The sequence below is a fragment of the Okeania sp. SIO2B9 genome, from assembly GCF_010672505.1.
Classification (GTDB): Bacteria; Cyanobacteriota; Cyanobacteriia; order Cyanobacteriales; family Microcoleaceae; genus Okeania; species Okeania hirsuta.
In genome coordinates this window covers 1-2,291 of record NZ_JAAHGK010001222.1, presented here as the reverse complement: position 1 = coordinate 2,291, position 2,291 = coordinate 1, and the positions used below count along the sequence as shown (strand labels likewise).

General features: G+C 35.5%; 1 protein-coding gene and 1 pseudogene. One reads left to right on the top strand and one right to left on the bottom strand.

Annotated elements, in window-relative coordinates; translation table 11 throughout:
* The first annotated feature begins 714 nt into the window (after window positions 1-714).
* Window positions 715-1,461, top strand: a complete 747-nt coding sequence (locus F6K13_RS29150) for a hypothetical protein (protein WP_124144858.1) — start codon at window positions 715-717, stop codon at window positions 1,459-1,461.
* 341 nt (window positions 1,462-1,802) lie between these two features.
* Here the strand turns inward: F6K13_RS29150 and F6K13_RS29145 are convergent.
* Window positions 1,803-2,144 (bottom strand): annotated as a pseudogene (locus tag F6K13_RS29145) (NAD(P)-dependent oxidoreductase); the annotation flags it as partial.
* Window positions 2,145-2,291 lie beyond the last annotated feature (147 nt).

Here is a 2,291-nt window from a genome sequence, read left to right as displayed (position 1 = left end):
TCTACGAAAATAGTAAAGCAGAATCATCCGACAAGTAGACACTTCATAAATTGGCACTGTTATGGCAGGTAATAGGGAGTAGGGAGTAGGGAGTAGGGAGTAGGGGAGTCAGGGAGTGGGGGAGTGGGGGAGTAGGGGAGTAGTAAATGTTAAGAATAATAGGACTTACCCATGAAGTACGAAAAACTAGGATTTGAGACTGCTTCCCTATGGGTCGCAATGACGAAAATACGTTGTGCTGCGTAAATCCTGAATAATATACAATCATATCATGTCTGCTGGGGGCGTTTGTGTAACCCAAGGGTGAATATCTACAGGAAATTTAAGTTTTTTATTGCCCTTAAGTATTCTTGCCTGTTCCCTGTTCCCTGTTCCCTACCTTTGCTATACAATACCGATGCTACCGGACATGATATCACTAGACATCTGGTGGAAATTAAAAAAAATCAATTCTTATCCATAAATTGTCAATTATTCCCCTCTCAGGAGGGGTTATGGGTGGGTTCCCTATTCCCTATTCCCTATTCCCTATCCCCTATTCCCTGCTATATTTTTTGGTTTACTCAAACGAAAAGCACTGTAAAGGAAACAGGATGTTAAGGCACTTAGGTAAGTCACAAAAAAAAATTTTAACTGCCTAAAATACCTCACAGTCTATATAACTCAGGAGATACCTTAATAATTAAGAACAATTAATAGTTGAGGTGTTCAAAAATGCTTAATCTTAATAAGATGAAAACAAATATAGTAGCGATCGCTGTAGTAGCTCTAACTATTTGTAATACTCCCCTAGCACTTGCAGAAAATTATACCAGAGAATTTGACGAACAAAAATATCTACGTCAAAACCCTGATGTTGCACAGCTAGTACGTCAAGGAAAATATAGATCTGGTTATGAACATTATGTCAGATATGGACAATATGAAAATCGCCCCCCAGCTTTCAAAATATTTGATGAGCAAGAATATTTGCGACATAACCCTGACGTTAGAAATGCGATACGTCGTGGAGAATTTCAATCTGCTTACCAACATTACCTCAAACATGGTCAATATGAAAACCGTAAAGGTGCTTCTAAACCATCACAACCGGAATTTTATGATGATTATAATCAACCTCCTTTTGCCAACAATAATTTGAGTTGCCAAAATATAAATCGTAATTTATCTCAGGAGGCATTTTTCCGCACGGAGAGTCGAGTAATTCATATTTGTAGATATGAAAATACTAACAAATTAGTTTGGTTTGAGCGGAACAATAGAAGCAATTATGGTTGGAAAACTTTTCCAGTAGAAATTGCCTATAATGGTTTTGTTAATGCTCGTATGGGCTATTTTGTTAATAACAATGAATTTATTCATAAACGAAGAAATCGAAGGGTTTACAGAGAACAAGTTCTAACTCAATGGAGACATAATTGTACCAAAACATCTCCTTCTCTATCATCGAATACTTTTTAAAAGTCTAATACTAATTCGATAAATTTTTGCTACAAATGATTAGCATCTTTATTAGGAATCAGGAGTCAGGAGTCAGAATGAATGTCTTCAGAACCAGTTTTTAGGTCAGAAACTCTATTTTTTTCTCAAAGGGACATCTACTGTAAATTATTTTAATCACACTTATTGTTAGTAACATTATTTTTCTAAAATGGCATCACTAATTATGACAACTATTATTTTTTCCTGTACGTTGCTAATCTGATGGATCCCCTACCTGAATTCTAAATTAGGACTCCCGATCATTTATACGACATATTGAAGTACGTAATGTAGGCTAAAATAATATCTCTGTATCCATTTTATGCTTTAGTCCGAACTTTTTCAGGAAGCTTTACCTCATTTTGGAGAGGCTTTCCTTGCTCAAAGTCAGTAATATTAGATAAGGTTGTAGTAGCAATATCATTCAGTGCTTCTTTAGTGAAAAATGCCTGATGAGAAGTAATCAAAACATTCTGGAAAGATTGTAATAACTGGAAAGTATCATCCTGAATAACTGTATCAGATAAATCTTTAAAGAAAATATTTTCTTCTTGCTCATAAACATCAATTCCAAAATAACCAATTATTCCAGATTTTATACCTTCAATTGCTGCTTTTGTATCAATTAATTGACCGCGACTGGTATTAATTAACATCACTCCTGTTTAATTACTTAGGAGTCATATCATGTCCGGTAGCATCGGTCTTGTATAGCAAAGGTAAGGAAGAAGGAAGAAGGAAGAAGGAAGAAGAAAGAGGGAAGAGGAAAGAAGGCTACCCTCGCAAGAAAAAACCATCATTTCCTGTAG